The sequence below is a fragment of the Novosphingobium sp. APW14 genome (assembly GCF_032337075.1).
Classification (GTDB): domain Bacteria; phylum Pseudomonadota; class Alphaproteobacteria; order Sphingomonadales; family Sphingomonadaceae; genus Novosphingobium.
The window spans coordinates 1-15,583 of sequence record NZ_JAVYAB010000008.1 but is presented as its reverse complement, the minus strand read 5'-3'; the positions used below and the strand labels follow the sequence as shown (position 1 = coordinate 15,583).

At 63.7% G+C, this 15,583-nt stretch carries 17 protein-coding genes; 9 read left to right on the top strand and 8 right to left on the bottom strand.

All coding sequences use genetic code 11. The features are described 5' to 3' along the window. Positions 1-106: 106 nt before the first annotated feature. From RQP55_RS10595 to RQP55_RS10585, 3 genes are read right to left on the bottom strand one after another with little or no spacing between them, the layout of a single operon-like run. Positions 107-973: an alpha/beta hydrolase gene (locus RQP55_RS10595; protein WP_315610167.1), complete on the bottom strand. Its 867-nt coding sequence runs from the start codon at positions 971-973 to the stop codon at positions 107-109. 6 nt (positions 974-979) lie between these two features. Further along, positions 980-1,459 (bottom strand): 2,4'-dihydroxyacetophenone dioxygenase family protein, encoded by a 480-nt coding sequence (locus RQP55_RS10590; protein WP_315610166.1) that lies wholly within the window; start codon positions 1,457-1,459, stop codon positions 980-982. Between the two features lie 35 nt (positions 1,460-1,494). Then, a complete protein-coding gene (locus tag RQP55_RS10585; protein ID WP_315610165.1) occupies positions 1,495-2,343 on the bottom strand; it encodes a TauD/TfdA dioxygenase family protein in 849 nt (282 codons plus the stop codon). Between the two features lie 108 nt (positions 2,344-2,451). Here RQP55_RS10585 and RQP55_RS10580 point away from each other — a divergent pair, with 108 nt between their 5' ends. Then, positions 2,452-3,447, top strand: a complete 996-nt coding sequence (locus RQP55_RS10580) for an AraC family transcriptional regulator (protein WP_315610164.1) — start codon at positions 2,452-2,454, stop codon at positions 3,445-3,447. Here RQP55_RS10580 and RQP55_RS10575 read toward each other — a convergent pair. After that, entirely contained in the window at positions 3,444-3,896 is a 453-nt protein-coding gene (locus RQP55_RS10575) for a tRNA (cytidine(34)-2'-O)-methyltransferase (RefSeq protein ID WP_315610163.1), read from the bottom strand. The genes RQP55_RS10580 and RQP55_RS10575 overlap by 4 nt on opposite strands. 21 nt (positions 3,897-3,917) lie before the next feature. Further along, positions 3,918-4,817 carry a UTP--glucose-1-phosphate uridylyltransferase GalU gene (galU, locus tag RQP55_RS10570; RefSeq protein WP_315610162.1) on the bottom strand — a complete coding sequence of 300 codons (900 nt, stop codon included), beginning with the start codon at positions 4,815-4,817 and terminating at the stop codon, positions 3,918-3,920. Between the two features lie 135 nt (positions 4,818-4,952). On the opposite strand from galU, the gene murA reads away from it, so the two are divergent. From murA to chrA, 3 genes are all read left to right on the top strand, one after another. After that, a complete protein-coding gene (gene murA / locus RQP55_RS10565; RefSeq protein WP_315610161.1) occupies positions 4,953-6,236 on the top strand; it encodes a UDP-N-acetylglucosamine 1-carboxyvinyltransferase in 1,284 nt (427 codons plus the stop codon). 70 nt (positions 6,237-6,306) lie between these two features. Beyond that, the gene (locus tag RQP55_RS10560) at positions 6,307-6,552 is read left to right on the top strand and encodes a hypothetical protein (RefSeq protein WP_315610160.1); all 246 of its coding nucleotides are present in this window, start codon (positions 6,307-6,309) and stop codon (positions 6,550-6,552) included. Positions 6,553-6,678: 126 nt separating this feature from the next. Beyond that, a complete protein-coding gene (gene chrA / locus RQP55_RS10555; protein ID WP_315610159.1) occupies positions 6,679-7,974 on the top strand; it encodes a chromate efflux transporter in 1,296 nt (431 codons plus the stop codon). Here the strand turns inward: chrA and RQP55_RS10550 are convergent. The 3 genes from RQP55_RS10550 to RQP55_RS10540 all read right to left on the bottom strand — a co-directional run bounded on the left by RQP55_RS10550 (position 7,897) and on the right by RQP55_RS10540 (position 10,033). Continuing rightward, positions 7,897-8,202, bottom strand: coding sequence for a ribbon-helix-helix domain-containing protein (locus RQP55_RS10550; RefSeq protein WP_315610158.1), 306 nt, complete (start codon positions 8,200-8,202; stop codon positions 7,897-7,899). The two genes, chrA and RQP55_RS10550, sit on opposite strands and share 78 nt — an antisense overlap. A gap of 264 nt (positions 8,203-8,466) precedes the next feature. Continuing rightward, on the bottom strand, positions 8,467-9,189 hold the full coding sequence (gene phbB / locus RQP55_RS10545; RefSeq protein WP_315610157.1) for an acetoacetyl-CoA reductase: 723 nt from the start codon (positions 9,187-9,189) through the stop codon (positions 8,467-8,469). 94 nt (positions 9,190-9,283) lie between these two features. Continuing rightward, the gene (locus tag RQP55_RS10540) at positions 9,284-10,033 is read right to left on the bottom strand and encodes a hypothetical protein (RefSeq protein ID WP_315610156.1); all 750 of its coding nucleotides are present in this window, start codon (positions 10,031-10,033) and stop codon (positions 9,284-9,286) included. 309 nt (positions 10,034-10,342) lie between these two features. Here RQP55_RS10540 and RQP55_RS10535 point away from each other — a divergent pair, with 309 nt between their 5' ends. From RQP55_RS10535 to RQP55_RS10515, 5 genes are all read left to right on the top strand, one after another. Continuing rightward, positions 10,343-10,741 carry a DUF3576 domain-containing protein gene (locus RQP55_RS10535; protein WP_410000287.1) on the top strand — a complete coding sequence of 133 codons (399 nt, stop codon included), beginning with the start codon at positions 10,343-10,345 and terminating at the stop codon, positions 10,739-10,741. Between the two features lie 43 nt (positions 10,742-10,784). Further along, entirely contained in the window at positions 10,785-13,343 is a 2,559-nt protein-coding gene (gene leuS / locus RQP55_RS10530) for a leucine--tRNA ligase (protein WP_315610155.1), read from the top strand. Then, positions 13,340-13,840 (top strand): LPS assembly lipoprotein LptE, encoded by a 501-nt coding sequence (gene lptE, locus RQP55_RS10525; RefSeq protein ID WP_315610154.1) that lies wholly within the window; start codon positions 13,340-13,342, stop codon positions 13,838-13,840. Before leuS ends, lptE begins: the two co-directional genes overlap by 4 nt. Further along, positions 13,837-14,868, top strand: a complete 1,032-nt coding sequence (gene holA, locus RQP55_RS10520) for a DNA polymerase III subunit delta (RefSeq protein WP_315610153.1) — start codon at positions 13,837-13,839, stop codon at positions 14,866-14,868. Before lptE ends, holA begins: the two co-directional genes overlap by 4 nt. A gap of 89 nt (positions 14,869-14,957) precedes the next feature. Next, positions 14,958-15,464 (top strand): hypothetical protein, encoded by a 507-nt coding sequence (locus tag RQP55_RS10515; protein ID WP_315610152.1) that lies wholly within the window; start codon positions 14,958-14,960, stop codon positions 15,462-15,464. Positions 15,465-15,583: the final 119 nt, after the last annotated feature.

The following is a 15,583-nucleotide window of genomic DNA, read 5'->3' as shown; positions in this document are numbered from 1 at the left end:
ATTTGGCAGAGCAGCCGAGCCCAACGGGATTTCCGGCACACAGTAATCGGCATTATCGCTCAATTGGCGAAAGTTAAGGGGTATTACCGATCAGCCTTGGCCGCACTCAGCCTGTCAGTCCGGCAAGGAACCGCAGCACCTCGCCCGCGACAAAATCGGGTCGCTCCTCGGGGATCCAGTGCCCGCAGTTCTCCGCCACCCCGCCGCTGACATTGTCCGCTACCCGCGCCCAGCTTTCCAGCGCGGTCATGCCGCGGCCGCGGGTGGCGGGATCGCCGCCATAGATCAGCAGCGGCATGGCCAGCCGCTGGCCGGATTCGCGAAAGGCGGTGACCGCGCCGATGTCCTGCGGCACGGCGCGATAATAGTTGAAACCGGCCGTCATTGCCCCTGGCTGGCAATAGGCGCGCACATATTCAGCCTGTGCCGCTTCCGCGATTGCATCTTGGCTCGCTCCGGCGAAGCGGAAGAAGAAACGCAGGTAGGTATCCTCGCGTCCGGCGGTCAGGGCTTCGGGCAGGCCTGGCAGGGCGTGAAAGCCAAAGTGCCAGCGGCCGTGATGCTCGATCGGCCCGCCATCGCCCAGCACTGGCGCATCGAACACGGCCATGGCCTGCACGCGCTGCGGGAACTGCGCGGCCAGGAAGAAGGCGACCGGGCCGCCCCAATCGTGGGCCACAACGCCGAACTGCTCATGACCCAGCGCCGTCATCAACTCTGCCATGTCGCGGGCGATCGTGGCCTTGTCATAGCCGTCCTCGGGCCGGGTCGAATCCCCCAGCCCGGTCAGGTCCGGCGCGATCACGCGGTAGCCTGCCGCGGCCAGCAATGGCATCACATCGCGCCACATGAACCAGGTCTGCGGCCAACCGTGCAGCAAAAGCAGCGGCGCGCCATCCGCCGGGCCCGCGCTTACGCAATGCAGCGTGGCGCGGGACACGGCGATGCAGGCATGTTCGAAGCGCGCCGGCATGGTGACTTAGTTGCCCGCTTGGCTGGTGACGTCGACCGGCTCAATCCCGGTGGCAGCGCAATAGTCTGCATAGCGCTTCAGCATGGTGCGCCAATTTTCCACCGCGATGATGTTGTCATTCTCATCAAGCAGGTTCCAATCCCCGATGATGATGTTCAGCGCGATCACGTCGGCCTCGGGCAGGGCGACCGGGGTATGCGATGAGGCCGCAGTTTCAAACACCATCGAGCCGGGGCCCGCCACCCAGTCATGCTCAAGATAGCGCCAGCGCCCGGCGACGGTATAGACGTGGACCGTGCCTGCATGGTGGTGCTTGGGCAGCGCCATCCCGGCCGGCAGCTTGAGCAGCGTAGTCCATTCGCCGTTGATCGGGTTGATCTTGATCAGCTTCAGGAACACCTCGTCCGAATAGGGCGTGAACGGGATCCATGGCAGGGCATCGACATCAACCAGTGCGGTTCCGACGCTGTCGGCAAAAAAGGTCATTGGCATTCTCCCGGAAGTCTTGTTCTTGATTGGGTTCAGAAGGGTCGATCACCGACGATTGTGGCGCGGTTCATCCGGCGCACGCAGGACGGATAGTCCATCACGGCATAATGCTGGGTGCAGCGGTTATCCCAGATCGCCACGCTGTTGGGGGTCCAGCGCCACCGCACCTGGTACTCGGGGATCGCCGCCTGGCTGGTCAGATAGCGCAGCAATTCACCCGAACCATTGGTAAAGTCCTGCCCCACCCGCACCCGACTGGGCGTGTGGTAATTGGTGAAATGGGTGGCGAAGCTGTTCACGAACAGCGACTTTTTGCCGGTTACCGGGTGCGTGCGGACCACCGGATGCTCTGGATCGGGATAGCGCTCTTTCATCGCCAGCCGCTCCTCGATCGGCTTGGCCGCCATGAAGCTGGCTTCCATCGAGTGGCGCGCGCGCAGGTCGGCAATTTCTTCCTTCACGTGATCGGGCAGCTGATCGTAAGCCAGCTCCATATTGGACCACATCGTGTCGCCGCCCACCGGCGGACATTCAACGCAGCGCAACACGGCCCCCATCGGCGGGATCTCGCGCCAGGTGGCATCGTGATGCCACGCGTTCTCATAACGGAACGGCGGGCTTTCCGGGCTTTTCCAGATATGGATGATACCCGGCTCACCTTCCGCGCTGTTCGCCAACGGATGGTCTTCCAGCTCACCGAACTGGCGGGCAACCCCGGCATGCTCGGCGTCGGTCATGTCCTGATCGCGCAGGAACAGGACTTTGTGCTCCAGCAGCAACGCGTTGATCTCACCCGCCAGGTCAGCATTGGTAGCTGCCTCGGCCAGGCGAATGCCCTTGATTTCCGCGCCCAGGGCGCAGGTCAATTGTTCAACTTTCATGGGGGCTCTCCCAAGCCTTCGTTCGCTTGGCAGCAGTGCTACACCCGGCCTTAGCCGCAGGAGCTATCATTTCGTGACAAATGATAGATAGTTTGCGACACTCATTTCATGTCCGCCACGACCCAGGTTCGCGCCACGGCGCTGCTCGACCTGCCCGCCGTCGTGCTGGAACGAGGCGGCGATCCTTACCCGGCGCTGCGCGCGGCGGGGATCGATCCGGCGATCCTGGCCCGGGCCGACCTGACCATTCCGGCGGAAACGGTGGCCTGGCTGCTCGATGGACTGGCCGAGCGCTGCGGCATCCACGACCTTGGCCTGCGCCTGGCTTCGCGTCGCCGACTGGCCAACATCGGGGTCGCCGGGCTGGTGCTGGGCCAGCAGCCAACGGTGCGCGGCGCGCTGGCGATGGTCGAACGCTATCGCCACCTGATGAGCGATTCGCTCAGCCTGCACCTGACCGAGGCGGGAGGCACGGCAACGGCCATGCTGGGCCTCGCGATCGGCAGCGCCGCGCCGCAGCGCCAATCGCGCGAGCTGGGACTGGCGGCTTTCGTTCACCTGTTCCGCCTGCAGCTGGGCGAGGGTTGGCAGCCCGATGCGGTGCACTTCTCGCACTCGCCGCCGCGCGGCCCCACCCTGCACCGCCGCTTCTTCGGCTGCCCGGTCCAGTTTGACGCGGTGTTTGACGGGTTCGAATTTCCCGCTGCCGATCTGGATCGGGTCAACCCGGGCGCCGACACCGCGCTTGCCAGCTATGCCGCAGCGCTGCTTGATGCCCTGCCCGCGCAGCAGGCCGATGCGGTGGAGATCGCCGTGGTCAGGCTGATTCACACCCTTCTGCCGATGGGCGGCGCCTCGCTGGCCAACGTTGCGCGCGCGCTGGGCCGCCACCCCCGGACGCTCCAGCGCGAGCTATCGGCTGCCGGCCGTGACTTTCGCGATCTCCTGGCCGACGCCCGCGACAGCCTTGCCGCTACCCTGCTCCGCGATCGTTCGCTGACCATTGACGATGTCGCAACGCGCCTCGGCTATGCTTCCAGCACAGCCTTCATCCGCGCCTACCGCGCGCGGCACGGGGTGACGCCGGGGCAAGTGCGGGGCTAACCCGGCAATCCACCCGTCTGCCGCAACGCCTCACCCAATGCGAGCGCGGCCGAGGTCGCGAGATTGAGCGAACGGACTTCCGGCCGCATCGGCAGGCGGACGCGTTCATGGGCAGCGCCAACCACCTCCAGCGGAACCCCGGCGCTTTCCTTGCCGAACAGCAGGACATCGTCCGCGCGATAAGTCACGTCATAGGCGCTCTGCGTGGTCTTGGTGGTGAACAGCACCAGCCGGCTTTGCCCCAGCGTCTCCTGGAAGGCTGCAAAGCTGACGTGGCGCGTAACCGAAACGTGATCGATATAGTCCATCGCGGTGCGACGGACGCGGCGATCATCCCAGGCAAAACCCAGCGGCTCGATCAAATCAATCTGCGCGCCGAGACAGGCGCCCAGCCGCATCACCGCGCCAACGTTTCCGGCAATCTCGGGCTCGAACAGGGCAATCCGCATCGCGACCTATTGGCGCAATAATCAGCCTTGCGCCAGCAGCCGCTTGGCCATGGCACGAACTTCATCGGCCATGTCATCGCGTTCCAGCGCCAAGGCCAAAGTCGCTTCGACAAACCCGGTCTTGCTGCCACAGTCAAATCGGCGGCCATTGAAAGTGACGGCATGGAACGGCTGCTGACCGATCATTCGGGCCATGGCATCGGTCAGCTGGATTTCCCCGCCCGCCCCGGCGGCCTGACCTTCCAAAACGCGCATCACTTCGGGCTGCAGGATGTAACGGCCCGAAATGATAAGGTTGCTGGGCGCCTCCTCTCGCCGGGGCTTTTCAACCAGGCCGGCCACTTCGGTAACCTGCGCGCTTACCTGCGCGCCTGGGGCAATCACGCCGTAAGAGGACACCTCGGCTTCCGGCACTTCCAGCACCGAAATCACATTCCCGCCGTGCGCGTTGTAAGCCTCGACCATCTGCTTCATGCAGCCGCCCCCGCCCTGGTGGGCGATCATCAATTCGTCCGGCAGGAAGATGGCAAAGGGCTCATCGCCCACGATCGCCCGCGCGCACCAGATCGCATGGCCCAGCCCCATCGGGACCTGTTGACGAACGGCCACAAGATTACCCGGCTGGATCCGGGTGGGCTCCAGCACTTCGAGCGATTTGTGGCGATCGGCCATGGTCTTCTCAAGCTCGAACGCCATGTCGAAATGCTCAACCAGCGCGCTCTTGCCGCGTCCGGTCACAAAGATCAGCTGCTCGATTCCGGCCTCGCGCGCCTCGTCCACCGCGTATTGGATCAGCGGTCGGTCAATGATCGGCAGCATCTCTTTCGGGATCGCCTTGGTGGCAGGCAGAAACCTGGTGCCAAGCCCGGCAACGGGAAAGACGGCTTTTTTGATCGGCTTGCGGTTGGCGGCTTCAGTCATGGGGGCCGTCTATCCTTCAGTTGTTGCAGCCGGGTTAAGGCCAGCACGGGCCGCTTGGCAACCCGGATGTGCCAGGCTGTGCATAGCATTGCAGGGCGCTTGCCGGTTCCCGGAAACCAGCTAAATCAGGCCTCCATGGACAAGATCATCATTCAGGGCGGCAAGCGCCTGTCTGGCACCATCCCGATTTCGGGCGCCAAGAACTCTGCGCTGACGCTGCTGCCCTGCGCGCTGCTGACCGAAGAGCCGCTTACACTGCGCAACCTGCCGCGGTTGGCGGACATTGACGGGTTCCAGCACCTGCTCAATCAATTCGGTGTTTCTACCGCTATCGCTGGGTCACGGCCCGAAGAATTTGGCCGGGTCATGACCCTGTCGGCCACGCGGATGACCTCTTCGGTCGCGCCGTATGAGTTGGTGCGCAAGATGCGCGCCTCGATCCTGGTGCTGGGGCCGATGCTGGCGCGAATGGGCGAGGCGACCGTTTCACTGCCCGGTGGCTGCGCAATCGGCAACCGCCCGATCGACCTGCATCTCAAGGTGCTGGAAGCGATGGGCGCGACAATCGAACTGGCAGCCGGCTATGTCCGCGCAATCGCACCCGATGGCGGCTTGCCCGGCGGGCGCTATGCCTTCCCGGTGGTCTCGGTTGGTGCAACTGAGAATGCGCTGATGGCCGCCGTGCTCTGCACCGGCAAGACCGTGCTGCACAACGCTGCGCGGGAACCGGAGATCGTTGACCTGTGCAAGCTGCTGGTGGCGATGGGCGCGCAGATTGAAGGGATCGGCACCAGCGACCTGACAATCCACGGCGTACCGCGTCTCCACGGCGCCACTTATCGCGTCATGAGCGATCGGATCGAAGCCGGATCTTACGCCTGCGCGGCGGCGATAACCGGGGGTGAGGTGTTCCTTAAGCACGCAGTTGCAGACGAAATGGATGCAACGCTCCAAGCACTGCGCGATGCCGGGGTTCAAGTTGAGCCCGCGGACGATGGGATCAAAGTCTGGCGCGACGGACCGATGAAGGCGGTGACGCTTTCGACCGCGCCCTATCCCGGCTTTGCCACCGACATGCAGGCCCAGCTGATGGCCATGCTGTGCCTGGCCGATGGCAGTTCGGTGCTGACCGAGACGATCTTCGAGAACCGTTACATGCACGTACCCGAACTGAACCGGATGGGCGCGCATATCGAAACCAAGGGCCGCACCGCCGTGGTCCACGGCGTGAAGAAGCTGACCGGCGCCGAAGTTATGGCGACGGACCTGCGCGCTTCGATGAGCCTGGTGATCGCCGGCCTTGCCGCCGAGGGTGAGACACAGGTCCACCGGCTGTACCACCTTGATCGCGGGTACGAGCGGCTGGAAGAGAAACTGGCGCTGGTCGGCGCAGAGATCGAACGGGTCGGCGGGGACTGACATCATCGCCGGAACCCGGCGGTGCCAAAGCCGTTAGGCATGGGGCAAACTTATGGAAGGAGCCCATGCCATGCTGCTCAAACTCGCCTTCGCCGGTGCCGTTGGCTACGGCATCTATCGCTACGCCACCCGCAGCGCCGAACCCAAGGCTTCCGCCGCTTTTGCCAATGGTGAGGCTACCGAAGGCTTTGCCCCGGTGCGCAATGCCGGGCCCGAAGCGATGAAAAGCGATCCCAAGCACTGGGACCAGGTTGACGAAGCCAGCGACGAAAGCTTCCCGGCAAGCGACCCGCCGGCCGCCGGCAAGTTTACCTGAAGCCGCTTGACCGGGCCCCGCTGCCATAGCATTTTCTGCGGCATCGGGGCCACGCAACCTCCCGGTCAGGCGCCAGTCCGCCCAAGCGTTGCCTGAAATGCATCGCCTATCGGCGATGCGTTAGGCATGGAGCATGGCGTGACTGCGCAACCGACCCCGACTTTCGCCGAACTCGTCAAAACCTTCGCCCGGATCGGCTGCCTCAGCTTTGGCGGTCCGGCCGGCCAGATCGCCCTGATGCACCGCGAGGTGGTGGAAGAGCGCGGCTGGGTGACCGACGCGCAATATCTCCACGCGCTCAACTTCTGCCACTTCCTGCCTGGGCCAGAAGCGCAGCAGCTGGCCACCTGGATCGGGTGGAAGCTGCACGGGTGGCGCGGGGGTCTGGCGGCGGGGCTGCTGTTCGTGGTGCCCGGCGCAACGGTGATCCTCGCACTCTCGGTCCTCTATGCGGCGGCAGCAAACTTGGGCTGGTTTGCGGCGCTGTTCCTGGGGGTCAAGGCGGCCGTGCTGGCGCTGGTGGTGCAGGCGCTGCTGCGGATCGCCGGGCGCGCGCTTGATACGCGGCTTAAGCAAGCACTGGCCGTTTCCGCCTTCCTGGCACTGGCGCTGTTCGCCCTGCCCTTTCCAGTCGCCGTACTGGGTGCGGGTCTGATCGGGTTTGCTGTTGCTGCGTTGCGGCCTGACTTGCTGGCGCTGAAGCCAGCCGGGGAAGCCAGGCGATTGCCGCCGCGTCCCTGGGCGGCCTCGCTGAGAGCCGTGCTGATCTGGGGCGCGATCTGGGCGCTGCCGATGGCGCTGGTCCTGACCCTGCTGGGGCGCGATCATGTGTTGTGGCAGATCGGCAGCTTCTTCTCGCAGCTTGCCGTAGTGACCTTCGGCGGGGCCTATGCCGTGCTCGCTTACATGGCGCAGGAAGCCGTCAGCGGGTTTGGCTGGCTGCAGCCGGGTGAAATGGCCGACGGGCTGGGCCTGGCCGAAACCACGCCCGGGCCGCTGATTCTGGTCACGCAATTCGTGGGCTATCTCGCTGCCTTCCGCGCACCGGAGCCGTTCACGCCGCTGGTCGCCGGTATCCTTGGCGCTGCGCTGACCACCTGGGTGACCTTTGCCCCCTGCTTCCTGTGGATCTTTGCCTTTGCGCCGTGGATCGAGCGGATGGAACAGGCGGTGCGATTGAAGGGCGCGCTGGCGGCAGTCACTGCCTCCGTCGTCGGGGTGATCGCCAGCCTTGCGCTCTGGTTTGGCGGCCATGTCCTGTTCCGCAGCTATGCCAATGGCCTGCCGGTCTGGGCCAGCCTTGATTGGCGCGCGGCCGTGCTCAGCATGATATGCGCTGTGCTGCTATTCCGCCTGAAATGGGGGGTGCTGCCGGTGCTGGGGGCCGCGGCCCTTGGTGGGCTGGTTCTGACCCAATTTTGACGCCAGCCGTCCGACCAGCCATACCCGCACCGCCCCGGCCAGCCCCGGCGGAGTCGGCGCGACGATCCGTTCGCTGTCGATCCGGGCCACCAGCGCGCTGATCGGCAGGCCTTCGGCATCCGCCGCCTGCTTGAGCAGTTCCCAGAACAGCGGTTCCAGGCTGATCGAGGTCTTGTGCCCGGCGATTTCGACCGAGCGTTTGACCGGGGGGTGATAGGTGGTGGTCATGGCCAAGTGTTAGCTCGCGCGCCGCCGGGCGGGAACCATTTTCCAACTTGGCCGCAGCCTGCAATATGCAGTCAGTCTTTGACATCGTTGGCTAAAGGCTGGCGCGAACTGGACGGGCAGAAAATCTTTTCTTTGTTCGAACGCCCATCGCCCTGATGATCCGCGCCAAAAGCCCGAAAATCTGACGATAAATGACCGGCACTGGCTGTTGGAAAAAGTGGACTCGGTATCCACTGTGTTCACTTTCGCCAACGGGATCGGCAATCAGTACATGTGCTGACCGCCGTTGATGCTCATGGTCGAACCGGTCATGAAGCCGCCGTTGTCGCTGGTCAGGAAAGCAACACCGCGGGCGATTTCCTCGGCCATGCCCAGTCGGCCGACCGGGATCTTGGCGACGATCTTTTCCAGCACCGGCGCAGGGACCGCCGCCACCATGTCGGTATCGATATAGCCCGGCGCGATGGCGTTGACGGTTACGCCGAACTTGGCCCCTTCCTGGGCCAGCGCCTTGGTAAAGCCGTGGATGCCAGACTTGGCCGCGGCATAGTTGACCTGGCCGTATTGCCCGGCCTGGCCGTTGATCGAACCGATGTTGACGATCCGGCCCCAGCCGCGCTCGCGCATGCCGGGGAAGGTGGCCTTGGCCATGTTGAAGCAGCCGCCCAGGTTGATCCGCAGGACCTCGTTCCAGTCCTCGAAGCTCATGCGGTGCAGCGTCCCATCGCGGGTGATACCAGCGTTGTTGACGACAATGTCGATCGGGCCGTGTTCCGCCTCGATCCGGGCGCAGCCAGCCAATGTCGCTTCGTGGTCACCGACATCCCAGCGATAGGCAGGAATCCCGGTGGCCGCAGTGAAGGCGCTGGCCTTTGCTTCATTGCCGGCATAGTTGGCAATCACCAGGTGACCCTGTCGTTTCAGCCGCTGGCAAATCGCTTCACCAATCCCGCGCGTACCGCCGGTAACCACTGCCACACGTGCCATCAGACCCACTCCTACACCGCGAAGACGTAGCGTCAGGTTATGCAAGACCCGCAGGTCCGACAAGCTTTAAGCATAGCTATTCGCAGGCCTGAAATCAGAACTTGAACTGGGTGCCGACGTAGACGGCCTGGTTGTCCTTGCGACCATCGCTGAGCGGCGCAAGCCGATCGCGGTCCGATGTGCTGCGTACGCCGGCCGTCACATTGATATTGCGGGTCAGACGATAGGAACCGCCAAGATCGACGACTTCTTCTGGCTGACCTTGCAGGGTGCGCGGAGATCGGCCGGCAGGCTCGCGGCCATCGAGTGCGATGCGCGGACTAAACCGCGAAGGATCGGCCTTTGCCCCCGGGGAGGGCTTGAAACTGGCCAGGTCTGGCAACTCGACCCGGCGCAATTCGCTGCTTGTGGTACCGTTCTGCGCAAAGCCGCGGTAGCCCCGCGAAACGCCCAGGCTATAGGCCGTTGGCGCGATGCGGAACCCGCCGTCGCTAGCGGCCAGGGAATTGCGTCCAGACCGGCTCATTCCCCCGTCAACGCGCACCGCGACGGTTACCGAACGGTCAAGCCGGTTGGGCGCCGCGCCGGGGGTAAAACGGAAGGTCTGCCCGGCACCAAGCGCGCGGACTGAAATTGACCGCGCGAGCCGCGGATCGACCCGGGCCGGTTCGAAGCCAATATCAGCGTCGCCAGATGGGACGGATAACTTTGGACCAATACCAACTGACAGCGCCAGAACCCCACTGGGCAATGCCAGTACCGTGACGGCCGCAGTCAGCAACATAGCCGAGGCGGTGTTGCGCCCCTTGGCCTGATTGCCGGCGATGCTTCTGGTAACAGTCATTATGCTTGGCAGCTATCCAGCTTGAGACTCGCGGATTTTCGCGCGACTGGCTTCAGAATCCAAGCACAAACTGTCCGCTGCCCGATGAATTCGGCCTGAACCGCTTGCAACGGCCCCACATTCAGCGGCGGTTCACGCCGCTGGCGGCCAATGCGCACTTGCCGCCTTTGCCGCCTTGGCTATAGAAGCAACGCAGGTTTCGCGCGGTGGCTGCAGCTTCCGCAATAACAGGATCGTACCTTGACCATGATGACCGTCTTTTCCGGCCAGAGCACCCTTTCCCGCATCGGCCGCGCCGGCCTGGTTGCCATGGCAGCGATCACGCTTGCCAGCTGCGGCGGCAAGGATCGCCCCAAGGCTGACCTGGCGGCATCCAAGATCACCACGATCGGCGTCAACAGCTACCTGTGGCGCGGCAGCCTTGAGGCGTTGAGCTTCATGCCAATGCTCCAGACTGACAGCAACGGCGGCGTGATCGTGACCGATTGGTATGCAAACCCGAACAACCCGGGTGAGCGGATGAAGGTGACCGTCACGATCCTTGACCAGGACCTGCGTGCCGATGCCCTGCGCGTCGCCGCCAGCCGCCAGGTTGCCCAGAATGGCGTCTGGGTTGATGCCCCGGTCCAGGCCGCTACGGTCCAGAAGCTGGAAGACATCATCCTGACCAAGGCCCGTGACCTGCGCCGGGGTGCCGTCGCTGAATAATCGCCCCCTCGACAAGCCGCGCACAGCGGCTAGAGGGCAGGCCATGACGAGCCAAAATCCAGAGTCCGGACGCTTCGATCCGTCCAGCGCCGATTCGCGCTGGCAACAGGCATGGGACCAACGCCAGACCTTCCGCGCGAACGATGACAGCGCCAAGCCGCGCTCCTTCGTGCTCGAAATGTTTCCCTATCCCTCGGGCCGCATCCACATCGGCCACGTGCGCAACTACACGATGGGCGACGTGTTGGCGCGGACCAAGCGGATGCAGGGCTTTGAAGTGCTCCACCCGATGGGCTGGGACGCCTTCGGCATGCCGGCCGAAAATGCCGCAATGGAAAAGGGCGTTCACCCCGGCGGCTGGACCCGTGACAATATCGCCAACATGAAGGCGCAGCTGAAACGGCTGGGCTTCGCGCTCGACTGGAGCCGCGAATTGGCAACCTGCGAGCCGGACTACTATGGCCAGGAACAGGCTCTGTTCCTTGACCTTTATGAAGCCGGCCTGGTTTACCGCAAGGAATCGGCGGTCAATTGGGACCCGATCGATATGACCGTGCTGGCCAACGAGCAGGTGATCGACGGCCGGGGCTGGCGCTCGGGCGCACTGGTCGAAAAGCGTAAGCTCAACCAGTGGTTCCTCAAGATCACGCAGTTCGCCGACGATCTGCTGACCGGCCTGGGTGAGCTCAAGGACTGGCCCGAAAAAGTCCGGCTGATGCAGGAAAACTGGATCGGCAAGAGCCAGGGCCTGCGCTGCAAGTTCCACTTCGTCGACAGCACGGACGGGATCGAGGTCTATACCACCCGGCCCGACACCATGTTCGGGGCGAGCTTCGTGGCAATCGCCGCGGATCATCCCTTTGCCCAGAAGCTGGCCGCCGGCTCGCCCGAGCTCGAAGCCTTCATTGCCGAATGCAAGCAGGGCGGCACCACCGCAGCCGAACTGGAGACCGCGGAAAAGAAGGGCTTCTTCACCGGCTATTCGGTTGAACATCCGCTCAAGAAATCGTGGCACCTGCCGGTCTATGTCGCGAACTTCGTGCTGATGGACTACGGCACCGGCGCGGTCTTTGGCTGCCCGGCGCATGACCAGCGCGACCTGGACTTTGCCCGCAAGTATGAGCTGCCGGTGACCCGCGTGGTCGCCGAAGGCGAGCAGACCGATGCCGCGTTCGATGGTGACGAGGCCTATACTGGCCCGGGCCGGATCGTGAACTCCGAATGGCTTGATGGTATGACCATCGACGAAGCCAAGGCCGCTGTCATCGCCAAGGCGGCCCACGATGGCTGGGGTCAGGGCGAAACCCAGTACCGCCTGCGCGACTGGGGCGTCTCGCGCCAACGTTATTGGGGCACGCCGATCCCGTTCATCCATTGCGATAGCTGCGGCGTGGTGCCGGTTCCGAAGAGCCAGCTGCCGGTCACCCTGCCCGAGGACGTCAGCTTCGATGTGCCCGGCAACCCGCTGCTGCGCCATCCGACCTGGAAGCACGTCGACTGCCCCAAGTGCGGCAAGCCCGCCGAGCGCGAAACCGATACGCTCGACACTTTCGTCGATTCATCGTGGTATTTCCTGCGCTTTGCCAGCCAGCCGGGCGACCGCCCATTCGATCCGGAAGTGATCAAGCAGTGGTTGCCGGTTGAGCAATACATCGGCGGGATCGAACACGCGATCCTGCACCTGCTCTACGCCCGCTTCTGGACGCGTGCGCTCAATCACATAGGTCTGATCGATGTGAAAGAGCCCTTCGCCAGCTTGTTCACCCAGGGCATGGTGACGCATGAGACCTATTCGCGGATCGATCCTACCAACGGTCAGCCGGTCTACTTCAGCCCTGGCGAAGTCGACCGCGGCGGGGATAGCGCAGTGCTCAAGGCCGATGGTCAGCCGGTTGAGATCGGCCGCGTCATCAAGATGTCGAAGAGCAAGAAGAACGTTGTCGACCCTGACGACATCATTGCCCAGTACGGTGCCGACGCGGTGCGCTGGTTCATGCTCTCTGACAGCCCGCCTGAACGCGACCTGCCGTGGTCCGAAGCCGGGATCGAAGGCTGCGCCCGCTTTGTCCAGCGTTTGTGGCGCCTGTTTGGCCAGTACGATGGCGGCGCAAGCGGTGAAGACAAGGCCCTGGACCGCAAGACCCACCAGACGGTCCATGCGGCAACGCAGGACATTGCCGCACTGGGCTTCAACAAGGCCGTGGCGCGGATCTACGAACTGACCGGCGCAGTCGAAAAGGCGGCGCCAAGCGCCAGCCGTTCGGCCGCGATCCGCACCCTGCTGCTGCTGGTTGCACCGATGATGCCCCACTTGGCCGAGGAAGCCTGGACCGCGATCGGCGGCGCCAAAGAATCTGGGGGTCTGGTGGCCGATGCGGCTTGGCCGGCAGTCGATCCGGCGCTGCTGGTTGAAGACGAAGTCACCATCGCGATCCAGGTGCTGGGCAAGCTGCGCGACACGATCACCGTGGCGAAGGGCATGCCGCGCGAGGAACTGGAGGCGCTTGCGCTGGCCAGCGACAAGGTGCAGCGTGCGCTTGATGGCAAGCCTGTAAAGAAAGTGATCGTGGTGCCCGACCGGCTGGTCAATCTCGTCGCATGAGGCATGTCGGCATCCTTGCCGGCGCGATGCTGCTATCAGCCTGCGGGTTGAAGCCGATGTATGCCGGCGGGGCGGGCGGGCAAGTTGCCCAAGGCCTCGCCGCGGTCGAGGTTCCGGCAATTGAGGGCAAGGCCGGCTGGCTGGTCCGCAATGCGCTGGTTGACCGTTTGGGCGCGGCCGGATCGGCCGTGCCGCGTTACCGGCTTGATGTCCGGCTTGATGAAAAGCTTGAAGGCCTTGGCCTGCTTTCCAACGATGCGATCGGCCGCGAACGCCGGACGCTGCGCGCGCGCTATCAATTGGTCGATACCGTGAGCGGCGCGATTGTCCTGGATGCGACGGCAGGATCGGATGCCGGGATCGACGTGGTCAGCTCGGAGTATGCGACAATCGCCGCTGAGCAGACCGCGCTCGAAAATCTGGCAAAGGTCGTGGCAGACAAGATCGTGGCGCGGCTGGCCTTGCAGCTGCGTGAAGGCCAAGCAGGCGGGCAGTGAAGGCCACCCAGAAGGATTTCAAGTCAATCGCCCCCCGCGCCGTGCGCGAGGCGCGGGTGTTCTTCCTGTGTGGGCAGGATGATGCCGGCATTCAGGATGCGGCTCAGCTGCTGGTCGAACTGCTACCCGATGCCGGGGAACGCATCGAGTTGGCCGGTGCCGACCTGCGCAAGGATCCGGCCCGGCTGGGCGATGAGGCCCGCTCTACCTCCCTGTTCGGCGGGAGCCGCCATATCCTGGTCCGCGCCAGTGGCGATGAAGCCCACGATGCGATCGAGGCCATGCTCCAGGGTGAAAGCGAGCCCTGCCCGGTGATCGTCATGGCCAGCAGCGCGACGGACAAGTCGCGCACGGCCAAATTGCTGGCCGGCCGACCCGACGCGCTGATGGCGATGTTCTATCCGCCGGACCTGCGCAGCGTAAGCAGCGCGGTTCGTGACATGGCCGGGGCCGCCGGGGTCAAGCTAGGCGGCGATCTGGCTGAGCGGATCGCCCGTGCAGCCGCACTCGATACGCGAATTGCGGCCAGCGAAGTGGCCAAGCTTGCGCTCTACCTGGACGCAACGCCGCAGGCCCCACGCACCGCGGATGCCGAGACCTTTGAAGCAATTGGCGCCCGGACCGAGGACGACGGACTGATGCCGTTGGTCAACGCCGTCTTGTCTGGTGATGTCCAACGCCTGCCCGGGGAACTGCGGCGAATGCGTGAACTTGGCCTCAACCCGGTTGGTCTGCTGCTCGCCGTCGAACGGCGTGCGGCGCAGTTGGCCCAATTGGCGGCGAAGATCGGGCGCAGTGGCGATATCGAACGCTTTGTCGAAGCCGAGACCGCGGCGCGCCGGATTTTCTTCAAGGACAAGGGCGATATCCTGCGCCAATTGCAGAAGTGGCGCGGCCCACGGCTGTCACGTCTGGTCGAGAAACTGATTGGCTTGCACCGTGCACTGCTCGCCAACAGCCAACAGGCCGAGCTCTTGCTTGCCCAGGGACTGACCGAGATCGCTAGGGTTGCCGCGCCGCGAAAATAGAGGCTTGGCCAAGGCGTTAACGCTGCTAAAGAATACGCGTTATCACTTATAGTTTCAATTCGGTGTTCTCGCACCGGCATTCAACCCTCGTGACGGCCGCATCCTTTACCATTCCTCAATCGCTCGAGCGCACCCGGCTTCGGATTTACTTGATCCAGATGCTGCTCGATGGCGCCATGCTGCTGACGGGGTTCGCATTATCGACTTGGCTTTATCTTGGCAGCCCATTCGATGACGCGGTTTGGGGATCGGCCCAATTGGCATTGCCGCTGTTCTGGACAGTGGCCCTCCTCAATCGAACGTATGGGGTTCAGGCTTTGGTCGCGCCGGAATATGGGGTCCAGCGTGCAACAATAGGTTTGCTCTTCACGGGCATGCTGGTGGTGGTGCTCCTCTTCCTCGCACGTAGCAGCTTACTCCTTTCCCGGTTCGGATTTGGGCTGGGTTGCGTGTCCGCGCTGCTCTTGATTGTTTGGGCGCGGTACAACTTTGAACCACTCATTCGACGCCTGGTCGGGCCTTCGGCAATCAATTTCCTGCTCATCGATGATGGCGGTCCGCCCGTAAACTTGGCTGACTGTCATCGGGTTGCGTGATCTGCCCCCTTCTGAGTGGCCCAATTTCTATTTTAGGAATGGCCACGAAGGAGGAATGGAATGGCAAGAAAGCACAAGCCGGAAGACATCATTGGCAAGCTGCGTGAAGCGGAGATCGT

Bases quoted from the DNA above. Each gene is read 5' to 3' on its own strand.
- RQP55_RS10535 (WP_410000287.1), top strand. From the start codon at position 10,343: ATGGCAGCGATCACGCTTGCCAGCTGCGGCGGCAAGGATCGCCCCAAG.
- lptE (WP_315610154.1), top strand. From the start codon at position 13,340: ATGAGGCATGTCGGCATCCTTGCCGGCGCGATGCTGCTATCAGCCTGC.
- galU (WP_315610162.1), bottom strand. From the start codon at position 4,817: ATGACTGAAGCCGCCAACCGCAAGCCGATCAAAAAAGCCGTCTTTCCC.
- leuS (WP_315610155.1), top strand. From the start codon at position 10,785: ATGACGAGCCAAAATCCAGAGTCCGGACGCTTCGATCCGTCCAGCGCC.
- chrA (WP_315610159.1), top strand. From the start codon at position 6,679: ATGGAGCATGGCGTGACTGCGCAACCGACCCCGACTTTCGCCGAACTC.
- phbB (WP_315610157.1), bottom strand. From the start codon at position 9,189: ATGGCACGTGTGGCAGTGGTTACCGGCGGTACGCGCGGGATTGGTGAA.
- RQP55_RS10580 (WP_315610164.1), top strand. From the start codon at position 2,452: ATGTCCGCCACGACCCAGGTTCGCGCCACGGCGCTGCTCGACCTGCCC.
- RQP55_RS10595 (WP_315610167.1), bottom strand. From the start codon at position 973: ATGCCGGCGCGCTTCGAACATGCCTGCATCGCCGTGTCCCGCGCCACG.
- RQP55_RS10560 (WP_315610160.1), top strand. From the start codon at position 6,307: ATGCTGCTCAAACTCGCCTTCGCCGGTGCCGTTGGCTACGGCATCTAT.
- RQP55_RS10585 (WP_315610165.1), bottom strand. From the start codon at position 2,343: ATGAAAGTTGAACAATTGACCTGCGCCCTGGGCGCGGAAATCAAGGGC.
- RQP55_RS10540 (WP_315610156.1), bottom strand. From the start codon at position 10,033: ATGACTGTTACCAGAAGCATCGCCGGCAATCAGGCCAAGGGGCGCAAC.
- RQP55_RS10575 (WP_315610163.1), bottom strand. From the start codon at position 3,896: ATGCGGATTGCCCTGTTCGAGCCCGAGATTGCCGGAAACGTTGGCGCG.
- RQP55_RS10590 (WP_315610166.1), bottom strand. From the start codon at position 1,459: ATGACCTTTTTTGCCGACAGCGTCGGAACCGCACTGGTTGATGTCGAT.
- RQP55_RS10550 (WP_315610158.1), bottom strand. From the start codon at position 8,202: ATGACCACCACCTATCACCCCCCGGTCAAACGCTCGGTCGAAATCGCC.
- murA (WP_315610161.1), top strand. From the start codon at position 4,953: ATGGACAAGATCATCATTCAGGGCGGCAAGCGCCTGTCTGGCACCATC.